Below are 16,837 nucleotides of genomic sequence, written 5' to 3' on the forward strand. Positions count from 1 at the left end.
CCTCCGACGATAGTAGGACGTCCGACTATCTCGAAGTCGGCGCCGACGCGACCTCCGGCGAGCGACCCCCGACGGCCGTTCGTCGCACCTCCATCGGGATCGCCGCGAGCGCGGCGAGGGCCGAGGCGGCGGCGACCAGCAGCCAGGCGTGCCGGAAGGCGGTCGTCGGGTCCGTGGCCGCGCCGACGACGCAGACGAGCAGGCTGACGCCGAGCACCTGGCCGATCTGGCGCGACATGGTGACCACGCCGCTGCCGGTCGAGACCTGGGTGACGGGCAGCGAGGCGGTCGCGCCGGCGACCAGGTTGGGCAGGGCCAGGCCGACGGCGACGCCGGTGACGGCCCAGCCGGGCGCGACCGTGGTCCAGTACGCCGGGGTCGGGCTGAGCAGCGCGACCATGATCAGCGCCCCGGCCGCGGCGAGCACCGAGCCGAGCGCGACCAGGCGGCCCGGGCGGGCGCGCGGCGCGATCCGGCCGGCGATGATCGCGGTGAGCGGCACGAAGACCGGGCCGAGCGCGACCGCGAGGCCGGTGCGCAGGGCGGAGTAGCCCCAGACCTGCTGCATCCAGAGGATCCCGGCGAGCAGGTTGGCGCCGAAGCCGAGGTTGAAGAGCAGCGTGGCCGCGTTGGCCCACCGGAAGGTGCGCACCCGCAGCAGCGCCGGGTCGACCACCGGCGAGGGGTGGTGAGTGGTGCGCCACGCGAACGCCGCGGCCGCGAGCACGGCGACGACGAAGGCACCGACGACGCGGCCGCTGGTCCAGCCCCAGTCGTTGCCCTCGACCAGGCCCAGCACGAGCGCGCCGACGCCCAGGGCGATGAGGACGGCGCCGGCCAGGTCGGGCCGGGGCGCCCCGGCGTTGTGGCGGACGTCGGGCACCAGGGTGGCCGCGCCGACGATGAGCGCGACGCCGACCGGGAGGTTGATCCAGAAGGCCCACTGCCAGGAGATCTGCACGAGGCCACCGCCGACGGCCGGGCCGAGGGCCGCCGCGACCGCGCCGGCCAGCGCCCAGAGGCGGGCGGCCGGGGCGCGCCGGGCCTCGGGCAGCGCGGCCAGGAGCAGCCCGAGGCTGGCCGGGGTGAGCGCGGCCGCGCCGATGGCCTGGATCGCCCGGAAGGCGACCAGCTGCCACACCGATCCCGCGAAGCCGCACGCCGCGCTGGCCAGGGTGAAGACCACCAGGCCGGCGATGAAGCCGCCCTTGCGGCCGTAGCGGTCGGTGAGCCGGCCCATCGGCACGAGCAGGGCGGCGTACACGACGGCGTACGTCGTCAGCACCCAGCTGACGTCGGCCAGCGAGGCGCCGCCGGAGGCCAGGTCGCGGCCGATCTCGTCGAAGGCGACGTTGACGATGAAGAGGTCGAGCGAGACCAGGAAGGTCGCGCCGACCAGCACGGCGGTCACGAGCAGCTCGCGCCGACGCTGACTTTGGCTAGGCATAGCCAGGAGGGTAGAGGCCTGACTATGGATCGCACAAGTCAGGGGGTAGGATCGAGCCATGCCCGTGCAGCACTCCGCCAGCCTCGCCGTCCCGGCCGCGCAGCCGCGCGGTGACCAGTGCCCGATCGACCGCACCCTCGGGGTCGTGGGGTCGCGGCCGGCGCTGCTGCTGCTGCGCGAGGCCTTCTACGGCGCACGCCGCTTCGACGACCTCGCCCGCGGTGTCGGCGTCAGCGACGCGGTCGCGGCCCAGCGGCTCAAGGAGCTCGTCGCCGCCGGCGTCCTGGAGAAGGAGCCCTACCAGGAGCCCGGTCAGCGCACCCGGCACGAGTACGTCCTGACCGAGGCCGGCCACGAGCTGCTGCCGGTCGTGCTCGGGCTGCTCGCCTGGGGCGAGCGGCACGCCGCCGGCGCGCGGACCAGCATCACCGCCAGCCACGCCGACTGCGGCGCTCCCGTCGAGCCGGTGCTGATGTGCGCCGAGGGCCACCGCGTCGCGGAGGACGACGTCCTCGTCACCGCTGCGCGGCGTCAGCCCGCCCGTCAGTCCGCGAGGTAGCTCCGCAGCGCCGACATCGTCGCGGTCAGCAGGTCGGCGAGGTCGGCGGCCGGGTCCTCCAGCCACGCTTCGTACGCCGAGATGGCCAGCGTCAGCGCGACGCCGCCGGCGGTCCGCGGCAGGAGGTCGTCAGGCCGCAGGTCGAGCCGCTCGGCGACGTACTCGGCGATGACCGACCGCCACTCGGCGTACCGGAGCACGGAGTGCGCCTGCAGCGTCGGCGTCTCGAGGATCAGCCGCATCCGCTCGCGGTGCGGCGGCTCGGCGGCCGGGTCGAACTCGTTGAACGCGAGCACGCCCTGCTGCACGACCTCGTGGACGGGCCGGTCCTGCGGCAGCTCCCGGAGGATCGCGCGGAAGTGCTCGAGCGTCTGGTCGAACTGGCCCCACGGGATGTCGTTCTTGGACTCGAAGTAGCGGAAGAGCGTGCGCCGGCCGACGCCGACCTCGGCGGCGATCTCGGACATGGTCACGGCCTCGAAGCCGCGCTCGGCGAACAGCCGGAACGCCGCCGCCTCGATCTGGGCAGGACTGGTCGCCACCGGTCTGCCGCGACTGCTCATGCACGGACCCTATCTTTGTGGCGCTCGGTGCCATTAGTGTGGCGGGCACCACATCCCAGCGAGGAGGCTCCCATGGACCCGGACCAGAACGTAGAGCAGGACGTCACCCCGGACGTGACCAGCGAGGACCTGATCGAGGAGGTCTCGATCGACGGCATGTGCGGCGTCTACTGATCATGACCGTGCAGCTCGACGAGCACTGGGCGCTCTCGCCCTCGGTGGCCCTCCGGCCGGAGCCCTTCGGGGCGCTGGCCTACCACTTCGGCAACCGGAAGCTGATCTTCCTCAAGCGCCCGGAGCTCGTCGCCGTCGTCCGCGGGCTCGAGTCCGCGAGCGACGTCCGGTCCGCGCTGGTCGCGGCCGGGATCCCCGAGGCCGGCTGGCCGTCGTACCTCACCGCCCTGGAGGGGCTGGCCGCCTCCGACATGCTCCGCCGACGGGAAGGGGAGGTCGCCGCATGAAGCTGGTCGAGCACTTCGAGCTCGGGCTGGACGCGCCGATCTGCCTGACGTGGGAGCTGACCTACGCCTGCAACCTCGAGTGCGCCCACTGCCTGTCGAGCAGCGGCCGCCGCGACCCGCGCGAGCTGACCACCGAGCAGTGCGAGGCGGTCATCGACGAGCTCCAGCGGATGCAGGTCTTCTACGTCAACATCGGCGGCGGCGAGCCGACCATCCGACCCGACTTCTGGCACCTGCTGGAGTACGCCGTCCACCACCAGGTCGGCGTGAAGTTCTCCACCAACGGGGTGCGGCTGACGCCCGAGCGCGCCGCGTTCCTGGCCTCCCCGGCCTGCGGCGGCTACGTCGACGTGCAGATCTCCCTGGACGGCGCGACCGCCGAGGTCAACGACTACGTCCGCGGGCCCGGGTCCTTCGACACCGCGATCACCGCGCTGCAGAACCTCCAGGACGCCGGCTTCACCGACGCCAAGATCAGCGTCGTCTGCACCCGTCAGAACATCGGCCAGCTCGACGAGTTCCAGGCCCTCGCCGACCGGTACGGCGCGACGCTGCGGCTCACCCGGCTGCGCCCGTCCGGCCGCGGTGCGGACGTGTGGGACGAGCTGCACCCGCTGCCGCACCAGCAGCGCGAGCTCTACGACTGGCTGATGGCCAAGGGTGACAACGTCCTGACGGGCGACTCGTTCTTCCACCTCGCCGCCTTCGGCCCTGCGGATGGGAGTGGGGCGCTGCCCGGGCTCAACCTCTGCGGCGCCGGCCGGGTGGTCTGCCTGATCGACCCGGTCGGCGACGTCTACGCCTGCCCCTTCGCGATCCACGACCAGTTCCACGCCGGCAACCTGCTCACCGACGGCGGCTTCGGAGAGGTGTGGCGGACCTCGCCGCTCTTCCAAGAGCTGCGGTCGCCGCAGACCGGCGGCGCCTGCACCCAGTGCGCCCACTACGACTCCTGCCGCGGCGGCTGCATGGCCGCCAAGTTCTTCACCGGCCTGCCGCTCGACGGTCCGGACCCCGAGTGCGTGCAGGGCCACAGCGAGCTCGCCCTCGCCGGCGCGCGCACGGTGCCGGCCGCGAGCCAGGACCACTCGAAGAGCAACCCGACCCGCAACCAGCCGGTGATGCTGAAGCTGATGACGCGGCCGCCGGTGAGCGACTGCGCCGAGAGCCCGTTGGCGGGGTTCGTGCCGTGAGCCGTCCGGAGTGGCTCCAGAACCCCTGGAAGCAGAACCCCTGGTTCGAGTCCGTGGCCGTCGCCCAGCGGCGCGCGCAGAAGCGCCTGCCGGCGCCGGTGTACGGCGCCCTGGTCGCCGGGTCCGAGCGCGGTCAGACGATCGCCGACAACCAGGCCGCCTTCGCCCGGCTCGGGCTGCTCCCGCACGTCGCCGGCCACCACGCCGACCGGACGCTGACCCGCACGGTCCTCGGTCACGAGGTGTCGCTGCCGGTGCTGATCAGCCCGACCGGCGTACAGGCCGTGCACCCGGACGGCGAGGTCGCGGTCGCGCGGGCCGCGAACAACCGCGGCACCCTGATGGGCCTGTCGAACTTCGCCTCGAAGTCGGTCGAGGAGGTCGTCGAGGCCTGCCCGCGCACCTTCTTCCAGATGTACTGGACCGGCGACCGCGACGTGATGGTGCAGCGGATGCAGCGAGCCCAGAAGGCCGGTGCGGTCGGCCTGATCGCCACGCTGGACTGGTCGTTCTCGATGGGCCGCGACTGGGGCTCGCCCGAGATCCCGGAGAAGGTGGACCTCAAGACGATGGTGCGGATGGCCCCGAAGGTCGTCACCAAGCCGCGCTGGCTCTACCAGTTCGGGCGGACCGGGCAGGTGCCCGACCTGACCGCGCCCAACCTGGCGGCGCCGGGCGAGACGACCGGCCCGACGTTCTTCGGCGCCTACTACGAGTGGATGACCACCCCGCCGCCGTCGTGGGACGACGTCGCGTGGATGCGGCAGACCTGGGGCGAGATCAGCGGCACGCCGTTCCTGCTCAAGGGCGTCGCGCGGGTCGACGACGCGAAGCGGGCCGTGGCCGCCGGGGTCGACGCGATCTCGGTCTCCAACCACGGCGGCAACAACCTCGACGGCACCCCGGCCGCGATCCGGCTGCTGCACCCGATCGCCGGCGCGGTCGGCGACCAGGTCGAGGTGCTGATGGACGGCGGCGTACGCCGGGGCTCGGACGTCGTGAAGGCGCTCGCGCTCGGCGCCCGCGCGGTGCTCATCGGCCGCGCCTACCTCTGGGGTCTCGCGGCCAACGGCCAGGCGGGCGTGGAGAACGTCCTCGACGTGCTCCGCGGCGGCATCGACTCCGCCCTGCTCGGGCTCGGGCTCTCCTCCATCGACGAGCTGACCCCCGAGACGCTGCTGGTCCCGGACGACTTCCACGTGTCATGAGCGCGCTGTCATGAGCGCGCTCGCCCGGGCCACGTCGGCGGAGGCCGCCGGGGCGGAGCTCGTGCTCGTGCCGCTCGGGTCGCTCGAGCAGCACGGCCCGCACCTGCCCCTCGACACCGACACCGTGATCGCGACCGCCGTCGCCCACGACGTCGCGGCGGCGATCGACGCCTGGGAGGTCTGGGTCGCGCCGCCGGTCGCGTACGGATCGAGCGGCGAGCACCAGTCCTTCCCGGGCACCGTCTCGGTCGGCACCGAGGCGCTCACCCACCAGCTGGTCGAGCTGGCGCGCTCGCTGCGGACCTGGGCCGCGCGGGTGGTCTTCGTCAACGCCCATGGCGGCAACGTGGCCGCGCTCAACGCGTCCGACGAGCTCGAGTGGGTCCCCTGCGCGAACGAGCCTCCGTTGAATCCTGGGGCAGACCTGCACGCCGGCTTCACCGAGACCTCGCTGATGCTCCACCTCCGGCCGGAGTCGGTGCGGCTGGAGCGAGCCGAGGCCGGCAACACCCAGCCGTTGAGGGAGATCCTGCCCGCCATGATGAACGGCGGCATCGCCGCGGTGTCGCCCAACGGTGTGCTCGGCGACCCCACCGGCGCGTCCGCCGCCGAGGGTGAGCGGGTGCTTGGGGCGATGGTGGCCGACATCGTCGGGAGGCTGTCGTGACCGGACCGACCAGGGTCGCACTCGTGACCGGAGCCGCCGGCGGGATCGGGTCGGCAACCGTCAGGACCCTTGCTGCACAGGGCTATCGCGTCGTCGGGTACGACGTCCTGGACGCTCCAGCGGCCGACGGCGGCGTGCACGTGGTCGGCGATGTCACCGATCGCGCCGAGCTGAAGGGTGCGGTCGACCTCGCCGTCGAGCGATGGGGCCGGCTGGACGCCGTCGTCGCCGCGGCGGCGGTGATCGCCGGAGGACAGCCGCTGTGGGAGACGCCGGACGAGCAGCTCGACGAGCTCTGGGACGTCGACGCCCGCGGGGTCTGGAACACCGCGGCCGCCGCCGTGCCCGCGATGCTCGCCGGCCCTGATCCCTCGCGCGGCCGGTTCGTCGCGATCGCGTCCGCCGCTGCCCATCAGGGCCTCTTCGGGCTGGCCGGCTACAACGCGGCCAAGCACGCGGTCGTCGGGATCGTGAAGGGCCTTGCGGCCGACCTGGTCGGCACCGGCGTGACCGCGTGTGCGGTCTCGCCCGGCTCGACCCGTACGCCGATGCTCGACGCCACGGCTGCGATCTACGGGCTGCCCGACCCCGAGACCTTCGCCTCCCACCAGCTGCTGCGCCGGCTGCTCGGCCCCGACGAGGTCGCGGCCACGATCGCCTTCTGCTGCTCCCGGGAGGGGGCCGTGCTCAACGGCAGCGTCGTGCACGCCGACGGCGGCTTCTCGTGATCCTGCCGGTCGGCTTTCGGGTCCGCGTCGGCGACACGGTCCGAGTGCACGACGGCGGTCGCACCCTGGTCGGCGGCTCGCCGCTGCGGGTGCTGCGGCTCAAGGAGCCGGCGCCGGCGCTGGCCCGCGGCGCCGAGCTGGAGGTCGGCGACCCGACCACCGCGACGGTCGCGGCCCGGCTGCTGGCGGCCAACCTCGCGGCGCCCGTCCTCGCCAGGGGGCCGGCCGCCGACCTCACGGTCGTCGTCCCGGTCCGCGACCGGGCCGACCGGCTCGACCGGCTCCTCTCCGGGCTGTGCCAGCCCGGGGCGGGCCTGCCGGTCGTCGTGGTCGACGACGCCTCCCGTGACCCGGCCGCCGTCGCCGCGGTCGTGACCCGGCACGGCGCCGACCTGCTCGCGCTCGGCGTCAACGTCGGGCCGGCCGGCGCCCGCAACGCCGGGCTCGAGCGGGTGCGCACGCCGTACGTCGCGTTCGTCGACTCCGACGTGGTCGTCGACGCCGAGACCCTGCGCGGCCTGGCCGGCCACTTCGCCGACCCCCAGGTCGCGGCGGTCGGTCCGCGGGTGAAGGGGGCGGCCCGGAACGAGCGGCCGCGCCGCTTCGAGCGGTGGGACGTCGACGGGCTCTCCCTCGACCTCGGCACCGAGCCCGCGCTGGTCCGGCCGTGGTCCAAGGTCGGCTGGCTGCCGAGCGCCTGCCTGCTGGTGCGGACGGCGGACCTGAGCTCCGATCAAGGAGTGGGTGCCTTCGAGCACGACCGGCGGGTCGGCGAGGACGTCGACCTGGTCTGGCGGCTGATCCGGTCGGGCCGGCACGTCCGCTACGACCCGGCGTACGTCGCCACCCACGACGCCCGCGGCACCTGGTCGACCTGGCTGGGCCGGAAGGCGTTCTACGGCTCGGGCGGCGCGTGGCTCGCCCAGCGGCACGGCGACTGGATGGCCCCGGCAGTCGTCTCCCCGGTCCCCGCGATCGGCGCAATTGCGCTGCTGGCCCAGCGCCACTGGTCGCTGCCGGCCGCTGCTGCCGCGCTCGTCGCCGTCCGACTGCGCCTGGGACGCACCCTCCCGGACACCCCGGACCGGCCGCGGCTGGCCACCGACCTGACCGCGGAGGTCGCGGTGTCGACGCTGCGGCAGGGCTCGCACCTGCTGCTGCGGCACTGGTGGCCGGGCGCCGCCGTGGCCTGCCTGGTCTCCCGGCGCGCTCGCCGAGCCGTGGTGGCGGCGATGGTGTGGGACCTGCTCGACCACCGCGACGTCCCACCAGCCAGGGCCGCCGAGGCGTTCGTGGCCCGCCGCGCCGACGACCTCGCCTACGGGGCCGGCCTGTGGTGGGGCGTGCTGCGAGCCGGGTCGGCGCGGGCGCTGGTACCGAAGGTCACCGGTCTGCGTCGCCGGCCATCGCGGCCGCCGGCGGCCTGACCGGCGCCTCCACCCGCTCGACCACGATCCGCTGCACGACCGAGGCGATCGCGGAGCGGATCAGCTCGGGGCTCTCGGTGTCCATGCCCTCGAGGTTCTCGGCGATCCAGTCGCTGAGCTCGTCGCGCAGCCGGTCGACCGTCGTCTGGCCCAGGGCGGTCAGGGTCAGGTCGTCGAGGTTGCCCTCGACGTACCCCTCCTCGGAGATGCGCCGGAAGAGCGGCACCAGCACCGACGCGGGCAGGTTGCGCGACCACGCGACCTGCGCGACGTCGCCGCGGCGGCCGGACGCGGTGAGGCCGTAGACCTGCACGATCGCCCAGATCCCCGCGGAGTCGAGGGTCGACTCGTCCGACTCCAGCAGGTCGAGCACCCGGTCGCGGCGCCGGCCGTAGAGCAGGTTGGCGATCCGGCGCGACAGGATCTCCTCGTTGGGCAGCGCTTCGGGGGCGCCGAAGCCGGGCCCGAGGTCGTTGGCGGACGGCGCGATGCTGTTGTCGAGCTGGACCTGGGGCAGCAGCAGTGCCAGCACGAAGGCGATCAGGGCGACCGGGATCGCGTAGAGGAAGACCTGGGTCAGGGACTCGGAGTAGGCGTTGACGATGGGCGCGATCACGGAGTCGTCCAGCAGGTGGAGCGCGCTCGGGGTGGACAGGTCGGCCGGGGTCACCCCCGGGCTCTCGGCAATGGCGGCTGGCAGCCGGTCGCCGAGGAAGTTGCCGTAGAGGGAGCCGAAGATCGCGGCGCCGAACGCACTGCCCATGGTGCGGAAGAAGGTCACGCCCGACGTGGCGACACCGAGCTCGGTGTAGGCCACGGAGCTCTGCACGATGATCGTGAGCACCTGCATCGACAGCCCGATGCCCATGCCGAAGACGAAGAGGTAGAGCGCCGAGACCCAGGTGCCGGTCGAGGGGTCCATCGTCGAGAGCAGGAAGAGGCCGAGCGCCATGATCAGGCCGCCGGCGACCGGGAAGATCTTGTAGCGGCCCGTCTTGCTGACGATGTTGCCGCTGGTCGTCGCGGTGAGCAGCAGGCCGAGCACCATCGGGAGCATCCGGAAGCCGGACTGGGTCGCCGTCACGCCCTCGACGTACTGGAAGAACGTCGGCAGGAAGGTCATCGCACCGAGCATCGTGAAGCCGACGATGAAGCTGAGCGCGCAGCAGTCGGCGAAGACCTTCGATCGGAAGAGGCGCATCGGCAGGATCGGCTCGGTGGCCCGCAGCTCGACGAGCACGAAGACGCCGAGGACCGCGACGCCGCCGACCAGCAGGCCGATGATCTGCCAGGAGCCCCAGTCGTACGTCGTGCCGCCGAAGCTGGTCGCGAGGACCAGCATCGAGGCGCCGAGCGCGACCGTGGCCATGCCGAGGTAGTCGATCCGCGGCTTCCCGCTCGGCGGGACCTTCGGGATCCAGATCTGCGTCGCCACGATGACGACGGCCGCGAGCGGCACGTTGATGTAGAAGCACCAGCGCCAGCTGACGTGGTCGGTCAGCAGGCCGCCGAGCAGCGGACCGATCACCGTGGCGACACCGAAGACGGCACCCAGCGCGCCCTGGAACTTGCCGCGCTCGCGCAGCGGGATGATGTCGGCGATCAGCGCGGTCGCGGTGACGGTCAGGCCTCCGGCGCCGAGCCCCTGGAGGGCGCGCGACGCGATCAGCCAGGTCATGCCCTGCGCGAGCCCGCAGAGCATCGAGCCGACGATGAAGACGGTGACGCTGACCTGGAAGACCTGCTTGCGACCGAACTGGTCACCCACCTTGCCCACGACGACGGTGATCGCCGTCTGGGCGAGCAGGTAGGAGGTGACCACCCAGGAGACGTGGTTGCCGCCGCCGAGATCACCGACGATGGTCGGCAGCGCCGTCGAGACGATGGTGCCGTCCAGGGCGGCCAGCAGCATCCCGAGGCCGATGGTCGAGAAGGCCAGGATCCGCTCGCGGCCCTCGAGGGTGATCGGCCCGACCGGGGCGGCGGCGGGGGCGTCGGCAGTGGCGGTCATGGAACCTCCCGAAAAGGTGTGACGGGAACCACCCTGCCCGACCTGCTCCGCCGAAGGCCACCACTGAGAGAGTGGCCGTCATGAGCACCCTCCCCGAGTCCCTCGCTGGCAAGACCGTCGCCGTGCTCGGCGGCACCGGACCCCAGGGACGCGGCCTGGCCCGCCGGTTCGCGGCGGCCGGCGTACCGGTCGTGATCGGCAGCCGGAGCGCGGACCGTGCCGAGGAGGCGGCGGCCACCCTGGCGGGGGCCGTCGGCGGCACCGTGACGGGCGCCGACAACGCCGGCGCCGCGGCCGCGGGCGACATCGTCGTCGTCGCGGTCCCGTGGGACGGTCACGGCGAGCTGCTCGCCACGCTGACCGCCGAGCTCGACGGCAAGGTCGTCGTCGACTGCGTCAACCCGCTCGGCTTCGACAAGCAGGGCGCCTACGCGCTGCCCGTCGAGGAGGGCTCGGCCGCGCAGCAGGCGCAGGCCATCCTCACCGGCTCCACCGTCGTCGGTGCCTTCCACAACGTCAGCGCCGTGAAGCTCGAGGACCCGGAGGTCGAGTCGGTCGACACCGACGTGCTCGTCCTCGGCGACGTGCGCGAGGCCACCGACCTGGTCCAGGACCTCGCCGGCACCATCCCGGGCGTCCGGGGCGTCTACGGCGGCCGGCTGCGCAACGCCCACCAGGTGGAGGCCCTGACCGCCAACCTGATCAGCGTCAACCGGCGCTACAAGGCGCACGCAGGCATCCGGGTCACGGACATCTGAACGGAACAATTTCCCGTCTGATGGCGTTGTGACGGCAAGATCTGTGGGTGAGATCACCGTCACGGGACGCCTCTTTTGGTCAAGATCGGTCCGAATAGGCCGATAGGATGGGCGCACCGGGTGACCACACCCCGGTCATCCAGTCGAACAACCGACGGTCGTCGCGTGCTCAGCACGCGGCGGCCGTCGTCTGTGTCCAGCAGAGCCCACCAGGGCGCCCAGAAGAGAAAGCAAGCCCGTGAACATCTCGCTCGCGACCGTCGTCGGCCTGGCCGGCACGCTCCTCGCGTTCGCCTACACCGTCCCCCAGATGCGCAAGCTCGCCCGCTCCGGCAGCGCCGCCGGCGTGAGCGTCGCCGCGCTGGCCAACTCCACGGTCAGCGGCATCGCCTGGACGATCTTCGGCGTCGTCGAGCACGAGATCTGGGTGATCCTCCCGGCGCTCCTGGCCCTGCCCGGTACGGCGGGCGCCATGCTGCTCGCCTGGCGCCGCGGCGGCGACCGGGACCGGCTCTGGATGCCGGTGATCTGGGCGCTCGCGATCGCGACGCTCACCGCACTGGTCCCGGTCTGGGGCTCGCGACCGATCATCGTGGCGCTCGGCTGCTCGATCACCCTCATGGTGGTCCCGGCGGCCGTGACCGCGTGGCGCTCGCACGACGTGTCCGCGATCGCGGCGTCCGGCTGGGCGATGCTCATCGTCGACGCGACGCTCGCCGGCGCCTACGGCCTGCTCGCCGACATCGACGCCAACCTCATCTACGCGCTGGTCGCGACCAGTGGCGCGGTGCTGATCCTGACCCGGCTCGTCGTACCCCCGCACGTGCACGCGCGCCTGGTCCGGCTGCCCGACGGCATCGACCCCGACGTGGCGCGCGACGACCTGAGCCTCGCCGCCTGATCCTCGGTCAGGGGTCCGCCTTGGCGGCCTCTGGCAGGCTGTGGCCATGCGCTTCCCCGGCGGTCGGCACGCGAAGCGGATCGTCGTCGAGACCGCGGGCTGGGTGCTCGTCGTCGCCGGTATCGCCGCGCTGATCCTGCCCGGCCCCGGCCTGCTCATGGTGGCCGCCGGGCTGGTGATTCTCTCGCAGGAGTACGAGTGGGCCGAGCGGCGCGTCGAGCCGATCAAGCGCCGCGCGCTCCAGGGTGCGGCCGACGGTGTGGCGACGAACCTCCGGGTCGCGATGTCCACGCTCTTCGCGCTGGCCCTGCTCGCCTGCGGGGTGCTGTGGCTGTGGGGGCCGCCGGTGCCGGACTGGTGGCCCGGGCCGGACTCGACCTGGCTGCCGGGCGGTTGGGCGACGGGGGTGACCCAGGTGCTGTCGGCGTTCATCGCGCTGGGCCTGATCGTGTGGAGCTACCGGACCTACCGGGTCCGGGGCGAGCCGCGGCCGGAGTAGCCCCCGACGTACGACGACGGGTACGCCGCCACTCGTGCGGCGACGTACCCGTCGAACGTCGTGCTGGCCTCAGGCGGCCGGTCTCCCGAGGATCGAGCCGTCGCACAGGCCGGGGATCGGGAGCAGGGCGCAGATCGGGTCGATGATCGTGCCCGGGTCGGGTGCCTCGCCGCCGGTGGTCGCGTCGCAGATCTCCTGCGGCAGCCCGGCGTCGCACAGCGGCTGGATCGGGCTCGAGCCGTCCTCGCCGGGCGGGTTGGCCGCCGCGTCGCAGATGGCCTGCGGCAGCCCGGCGTCGCAGAGCGCCTGGATCGGGCTCGCGCTGCCGTCACCGCTGGGGTTCGGGAGCGTGGCGAACGCGTCGCAGATCTCCTGCGGCAGTCCCGCGTCGCAGGCGGGCTGGAGGGCGTTGTCCGTGCCGCCGCTGTTGTCCTTCTGGCACTTCTTCAGCGCCTTCTGCGCCTTCTTGTGCGCCTTCTTGGCCTTCTTCTGGTGCTTCTTGGCCTTGGCGAGCTTCTTGTCGGCGGACCGCTTCTGCTTGCCGCGGTCGGCCTTCTTCTTCGCCTTCTTGGCCTTCTTCACCTGCTTGTTGGCCTTCTTGACCTTCTTGGCGGTCTTCTTGACCTTGCTCTTCTGCTTGGCGCACGCACCGGCCTTCGCCGCCGCGTGGCTCGCGCTGCTCGTCCCGCTCGCAGCAGTCGCACTCGTCGTCACGCTTCCCATGAACGACAGCGCGGCGGCGACGCTCAGGGCAACCAGCACCTTCATCAGCTTCGTCACGTCGATCTCCCTCGGCTCTGGGCCCGCTGAGCGGGCGCGCCACTCGTACCCACGGCGCTGCGAGGGGAATCGGAAAAACGTGACGGCGGTCACCCGGTCTGGACCAGTCGGCGGTGCGGGGAACGGCTGCTGGCAGCCGCAACCCGCACGACACGCCGTGGACGGTCGGCGTGTCGTGCGGGCAAGGGCTGCCAGCAGCCGTTCCCTGCGAGCGAGCCGGGTCAGTTGACCGGCGACTCCCCGAGGGTGACGGTCGCCGAGTGGGTCTTCCCGCTGCTGTCGGTCCACTTCAGCAGCGCGGAGTCGCCGGGCTCGTAGGTCGCGAGCGTGCTCTTGAGGACGTCGTACGACGTGATGGAGGTCGAGCCGATGGCGGTGATCGTCGACCCGGCCGTGACGCCGGCGTCGGCGGCGGCGCCGCCGCTCTGGACCTGGCTGACCTGGACGCTGCCGCTGGTGTCGTCGGCGGTCTGGGCGATCGCGATGCCGAGGTAGGCCGAGGGGCCGACCTGGACGTCGCCGGACTCGTCGCCGGACTCGATCTGCTCGACGATCTGCTCGGCGGTGTCGATCGGGATCGCGAAGCTCTCGGTCTCGCCGCCGCTGCTGGCGGCGGTCGTGATGCCGACGACCTCGCCCTCGTCGTCGAGGAGCGCGCCGCCGGAGTAGCCGCCGACGACGTAGGCGTCCATCTGGATGAGGCCGGTGAGGTGCTCGCCCTCGACGGTGCCCTCGGCCGCGGTGTCGATGGACTGGTCGAGCGCGACGACCGAGCCGCTCGAGGCCGAGAGGTAGCCCTGGCCCTGGGCGTTGCCGATCGCGGTGACCGCGTCGGAGACGGCCGGGTCGCCGTCGTCGTCGAGGGTGACCGTGTCCAGGCCGGACGCGCCGTCGAGCTGGAGCAGCGCGATGTCGCTCGTCTGGTCGTGACCCACGACGGTGGCGTCGTACGTCTCGCCGGTGGTGGCGACCGTGACCTTGACCTGAGTCGAGCCCTCGACCACGTGGTAGTTGGTCAGCACGAGGCCGGAGGAGTCGATGACAAGTCCGGTGCCGGCGCCCTCGCCCTCGGTGGTCACCGTGTCGATGAGGACGACGCCCTTGGACTCCTCGGCGGTCGCGTCGGTCTGCGTGCCCTCCTGGGTGCTGGTGCCCTGGCCGTAGGGGTCGGTCTGGCCGTAACCCGGGGCCTGGCCGCCGAAGTCGGGCACCTGGCCGGTGCCGTCCGAGCCCTCGGAGCCCTCGGACCCGGTGTCCGGCGAGGTCTGGCCCGGGACCTGCGGCGCGCTCTGCGACGGGGCGCTCGCGGTCGCGGTGGAGTCACTGCGGTTCAGCGCCCAGGTGACCGGGACCGCGACCGAGGCCGCCAGCACGCCGCCCGCCACCGCACCGGCGATCGTCGCCTTCCAGGCCCAGCCGTGCCGCGCCGCCGGCTGGGCTGCCGGGGGGTGCTGGAACGCCGCGGCGTACGGGTTGGCCTGCTCGGCCGGGCCGTAGGTCGGAGCGGTGTACGGGTTGCCGTACGGGTCGTGCGAGGGCGGCTGCGGTGAGCGGGGCGTCTGGTCCATGCTCCTAGTGGACGGCACGGATCTGACATACCCCCATGGGGTGCCTGAGTGCTGGCTGTGAGCTCGAGGCTCCGGTCAGAACCCGATCCGCAGACCCGCGTAGTTCTCGGCCAGGCCGGCCGCGCCGGCCTCGCTGGTCGCCACCCAGCGCAGCTGCGAGAGCTGGAGCTGGCGGTCGAACGGGTCAGTGCCCGTGTGCAGCATCGTGGTCATCCACCAGGAGAAGTGGGTGCAGCGCCAGACCCGGCGCAGGGCGGTGTCGGAGTAGGCGTCGGCCGGCGCGTGGTCGCCCTTGAGCAGCGCGGTCAGGGCCGGAGCGAGCAGGGCGACGTCGGCGACCGCGAGGTTGAGCCCCTTGGCGCCGGTGGGCGGGACGATGTGGGCCGCGTCGCCGGCGAGGAAGAGCCGGCCGTGGCGCATCGGCTGCTGAACGAACGAGCGCATCGGCAGCACGCTCCTGTCGGTGATCGGGCCGGTCGCGAGCGACCAGCCGTCCAGCCCGTGGCCGAGCCGGACCGCGAGCGCGTCCCAGATCCGGTCGTCGGACCAGTCGGCGACGTCGGTGCCGTTCGGCACCTGGAGGTAGAAGCGGGAGACGGTCGAGGAGCGCATCGAGTGGAGCGCGAAGCCGTCGTCGTGCCAGGCGTAGATGAGCTCGTCGGTCGACGGCGGGACGTCGGCGAGGATGCCGAACCAGGAGTAGTCGTAGGTGCGCTCCCAGGACTGTCGTACGCCGTCGGGGATCGCGCTGCGCGACGGGCCGAACGAGCCGTCGCAGCCGACCACGACGTCGGCCTCGAGCCGGTGCTCCTGCCCGTCCTGGTCGGTGAAGGTGACCGACGGTCGGTCGGTCTCGAGGTCGTGGAGCGCGGTGTCGCTCACCTCGTAGACGACCTGCTGGCCACGGGCGTGGGCCGCGGTCACGAGGTCCTTCTGCACCTCGGTCTGGCCGTAGACGAAGACCTGCCGGCCGACCAGGTCGACGAAGTCGAGGTGGTGCCGCTCGTGCGGCCACTGGAGGTAGATGCCGCGGTGCGGGTCGGCCTCCCGGTCGAGCCGCTCGCCCAGCCCGACCTCGCGCAGCAGGTCGACCGAGGACTGCTCGAGGATCCCGGCCCGGATCCGGCTCGCGACGTACTCCTCGGAGCGGGTCTCGAGGACGACGGACTCGACGCCGTCCGCGGCGAGGAGGTGGGAGAGCAGCAGGCCCGCCGGGCCGGCGCCGATGATGGCGACCTGGGTACGCATGGCCGCAGTGTCGTCGGCGGCAGCCCCAGTCGCGGAGGCGCTCCTTCCGCTGGGCGGAATCAGCCGAGGGCGCGGCCGATGCCGCGGGCCGCGACCTGGAGGGCGCCGACCAGCTTGGCGCGGTCCTTGAGCGAGGGCAGCACCAGGCCCAGGCTGGCGACCACGTCAGGCCCGCGGCGGATCGGGACGGCGAGCGAGCAGGCGCCGAGGCTCATCTCCTCGGTCGTCGTCGCGTAGCCGTCGCGCTGGACTCGCGCGAGCTGGCGGCGCAGGGTGCCCGGCTGGGTGACGGTGTACGGCGTGACCCGGGCCAGGTCGGAGAGCACCGCGTGCTGCACCTCCGCCGGCGCGTGCGCCAGCAGCACCTTGCCGACGCCGGTCGCGTGCATCGGCAGCCGCGAGCCCACGCTGCTGACGACCGGCACGGACGCGTGGCCGGCGAGGCGGTCGACGTAGAGGACCTCGGCGCCGTCGCGCACCGCGAGGTGCACGGTGGCGAGCGTCGCGCCGTAGAGGTCGTGGAGGTACGGCGAGGCCAGCTCGCGCAGCCCGGTCTGCACGGGGGCGAGCAGGCCGATGTCCCAGAGGCGCCGGCCGACGACGTACGCGCCGTCCTGGGCGCGGGCCAGGGCGCCCCACGCGACCAGCTCGCCGACCAGCCGGTGCGCGGTCGGGACCGGCAGCTCCGCTCGCTCGGCGAGCTCGGTGAGGGTGAGCCGCCGGTGCCGCTCGTCGAAGGCGCCGAGCAGCGCGAGAGCCCGTGAGGTGACGGTGGCGCCGGGGGCGGAGCTGTTGCCGGCCATGGGGGCAGTCTTCCAC

Annotated in this window: 18 protein-coding genes; 11 read left to right on the top strand and 7 right to left on the bottom strand. The window is 72.9% G+C overall.

All coding sequences use genetic code 11. From position 1 onward, the window contains the following. Positions 1–25: 25 nt before the first annotated feature. Entirely contained in the window at positions 26–1,447 is a 1,422-nt protein-coding gene (locus K8U61_RS14825; RefSeq protein WP_224123811.1) for an MFS transporter, read from the bottom strand. Positions 1,448–1,505: 58 nt separating this feature from the next. Between K8U61_RS14825 and K8U61_RS14830 the strand changes: the two genes are divergently transcribed. Continuing rightward, positions 1,506–2,006, top strand: a complete 501-nt coding sequence (locus K8U61_RS14830; RefSeq protein WP_224123812.1) for a winged helix-turn-helix transcriptional regulator — start codon at positions 1,506–1,508, stop codon at positions 2,004–2,006. On the opposite strand, the gene mftR is transcribed toward K8U61_RS14830, so the two are convergent. Next, positions 1,991–2,569, bottom strand: a complete 579-nt coding sequence (mftR, locus tag K8U61_RS14835) for a mycofactocin system transcriptional regulator MftR (RefSeq protein ID WP_224123813.1) — start codon at positions 2,567–2,569, stop codon at positions 1,991–1,993. The genes K8U61_RS14830 and mftR overlap by 16 nt on opposite strands. A gap of 72 nt (positions 2,570–2,641) precedes the next feature. Between mftR and mftA the strand changes: the two genes are divergently transcribed. The 7 genes from mftA to mftF are packed head-to-tail and all read left to right on the top strand — an operon-like array spanning position 2,642 to position 8,253. Further along, entirely contained in the window at positions 2,642–2,743 is a 102-nt protein-coding gene (gene mftA / locus K8U61_RS14840; RefSeq protein WP_224123814.1) for a mycofactocin precursor MftA, read from the top strand. A 2-nt stretch (positions 2,744–2,745) separates the two neighbouring features. Then, complete coding sequence (gene mftB / locus K8U61_RS14845) at positions 2,746–3,030, top strand: mycofactocin biosynthesis chaperone MftB (protein WP_224123815.1); 285 nt, start codon at positions 2,746–2,748, stop codon at positions 3,028–3,030. Further along, on the top strand, positions 3,027–4,223 hold the full coding sequence (mftC, locus tag K8U61_RS14850) for a mycofactocin radical SAM maturase (protein WP_224123816.1): 1,197 nt from the start codon (positions 3,027–3,029) through the stop codon (positions 4,221–4,223). The genes mftB and mftC overlap by 4 nt, the downstream gene beginning before the upstream one ends. Continuing rightward, entirely contained in the window at positions 4,220–5,431 is a 1,212-nt protein-coding gene (gene mftD / locus K8U61_RS14855; protein WP_224123817.1) for a pre-mycofactocin synthase MftD, read from the top strand. Before mftC ends, mftD begins: the two co-directional genes overlap by 4 nt. Before the next feature lie 10 nt (positions 5,432–5,441). Further along, on the top strand, positions 5,442–6,098 hold the full coding sequence (gene mftE, locus K8U61_RS14860) for a mycofactocin biosynthesis peptidyl-dipeptidase MftE (RefSeq protein WP_224123818.1): 657 nt from the start codon (positions 5,442–5,444) through the stop codon (positions 6,096–6,098). Between the two features lie 23 nt (positions 6,099–6,121). Beyond that, positions 6,122–6,826, top strand: a complete 705-nt coding sequence (locus K8U61_RS14865; RefSeq protein ID WP_224123819.1) for a mycofactocin-coupled SDR family oxidoreductase — start codon at positions 6,122–6,124, stop codon at positions 6,824–6,826. After that, positions 6,823–8,253 carry a mycofactocin biosynthesis glycosyltransferase MftF gene (gene mftF, locus K8U61_RS14870; protein WP_224123820.1) on the top strand — a complete coding sequence of 477 codons (1,431 nt, stop codon included), beginning with the start codon at positions 6,823–6,825 and terminating at the stop codon, positions 8,251–8,253. The genes K8U61_RS14865 and mftF overlap by 4 nt, the downstream gene beginning before the upstream one ends. Here the strand turns inward: mftF and K8U61_RS14875 are convergent. Beyond that, a complete protein-coding gene (locus tag K8U61_RS14875) occupies positions 8,210–10,264 on the bottom strand; it encodes an MDR family MFS transporter (RefSeq protein ID WP_224123821.1) in 2,055 nt (684 codons plus the stop codon). The two genes, mftF and K8U61_RS14875, sit on opposite strands and share 44 nt — an antisense overlap. 80 nt (positions 10,265–10,344) lie before the next feature. On the opposite strand from K8U61_RS14875, the gene npdG reads away from it, so the two are divergent. The 3 genes from npdG to K8U61_RS14890 all read left to right on the top strand — a co-directional run bounded on the left by npdG (position 10,345) and on the right by K8U61_RS14890 (position 12,422). Continuing rightward, complete coding sequence (gene npdG / locus K8U61_RS14880; protein WP_224123822.1) at positions 10,345–11,022, top strand: NADPH-dependent F420 reductase; 678 nt, start codon at positions 10,345–10,347, stop codon at positions 11,020–11,022. 238 nt (positions 11,023–11,260) lie between these two features. Then, positions 11,261–11,923 (top strand): PQ-loop repeat-containing protein, encoded by a 663-nt coding sequence (locus K8U61_RS14885; protein WP_224123823.1) that lies wholly within the window; start codon positions 11,261–11,263, stop codon positions 11,921–11,923. A gap of 46 nt (positions 11,924–11,969) precedes the next feature. Continuing rightward, positions 11,970–12,422 (top strand): PGPGW domain-containing protein, encoded by a 453-nt coding sequence (locus K8U61_RS14890; RefSeq protein ID WP_224123824.1) that lies wholly within the window; start codon positions 11,970–11,972, stop codon positions 12,420–12,422. 69 nt (positions 12,423–12,491) lie between these two features. Here K8U61_RS14890 and K8U61_RS14895 read toward each other — a convergent pair whose 3' ends face one another. From K8U61_RS14895 to K8U61_RS14910, 4 genes are all read right to left on the bottom strand, one after another. Beyond that, a complete protein-coding gene (locus K8U61_RS14895; RefSeq protein WP_224123825.1) occupies positions 12,492–13,202 on the bottom strand; it encodes a hypothetical protein in 711 nt (236 codons plus the stop codon). A 221-nt stretch (positions 13,203–13,423) separates the two neighbouring features. Then, positions 13,424–14,770, bottom strand: coding sequence for a S1C family serine protease (locus K8U61_RS14900; RefSeq protein ID WP_224123826.1), 1,347 nt, complete (start codon positions 14,768–14,770; stop codon positions 13,424–13,426). Between the two features lie 75 nt (positions 14,771–14,845). Then, entirely contained in the window at positions 14,846–16,018 is a 1,173-nt protein-coding gene (locus tag K8U61_RS14905) for a 4-hydroxybenzoate 3-monooxygenase (RefSeq protein ID WP_224123827.1), read from the bottom strand. 59 nt (positions 16,019–16,077) lie between these two features. After that, positions 16,078–16,821: an IclR family transcriptional regulator gene (locus tag K8U61_RS14910; RefSeq protein ID WP_224123828.1), complete on the bottom strand. Its 744-nt coding sequence runs from the start codon at positions 16,819–16,821 to the stop codon at positions 16,078–16,080. Between the last annotated feature and the right edge of the window lie 16 nt (positions 16,822–16,837).

The organism is Nocardioides mangrovi (assembly GCF_020073815.1).
Taxonomy (GTDB): domain Bacteria; phylum Actinomycetota; class Actinomycetes; order Propionibacteriales; family Nocardioidaceae; genus Nocardioides; species Nocardioides mangrovi.